Annotated in this window: 1 protein-coding gene; it reads left to right on the forward strand. The window is 58.9% G+C overall.

Going from position 1 to position 416, the window contains the following annotated elements; all coding sequences use genetic code 11:
- The first annotated feature begins 39 nt into the window (after nt 1-39).
- Entirely contained in the window at nt 40-399 is a 360-nt protein-coding gene (gene folB, locus EN969_RS35020; RefSeq protein ID WP_013531873.1) for a dihydroneopterin aldolase, read from the forward strand.
- The last annotated feature ends 17 nt before the right edge of the window (nt 400-416 follow it).

The following is a 416-nucleotide window of genomic DNA, read 5'->3' on the forward strand; positions in this document are numbered from 1 at the left end:
ATGCTGGCGCGTCAAACCGACCGGGCGAGAAACTGATCGATGTATGTCATCCGCATGAAGAACTGCGCTTTCTTTGCCCGGCACGGCGTGCTGGACGAGGAGGAACGGCTCGGCCAGCGCTTCTATGTCGATGCCGTTCTGACCGTTGATCCAGGCCGGGCGCTTGCCGAAGATTCGATCGAGGATACAGTCCACTACGGCGTTGCATTCAGCGTCATTGAAAAGATCATCACCGGGCAGCGCCGTTTTCTGATCGAGTCGCTGGCGCTCGAAGTGGCCCGTGCGCTGACGGCGCGTTTTCCGCAGATAAAGAAAGCCGAGATCACGGTGCGCAAGCCGAACGCACCAGTGCCCGGCGTGCTCGATTATGTCGAGGTGACCGTTGTCTGGCCCGAATAGTACCGTTTATCTCAGCC

This window comes from Mesorhizobium sp. M7A.F.Ca.CA.003.01.2.1, from assembly GCF_003998945.1.
In the GTDB taxonomy this organism is placed as follows: domain Bacteria; phylum Pseudomonadota; class Alphaproteobacteria; order Rhizobiales; family Rhizobiaceae; genus Mesorhizobium; species Mesorhizobium ciceri.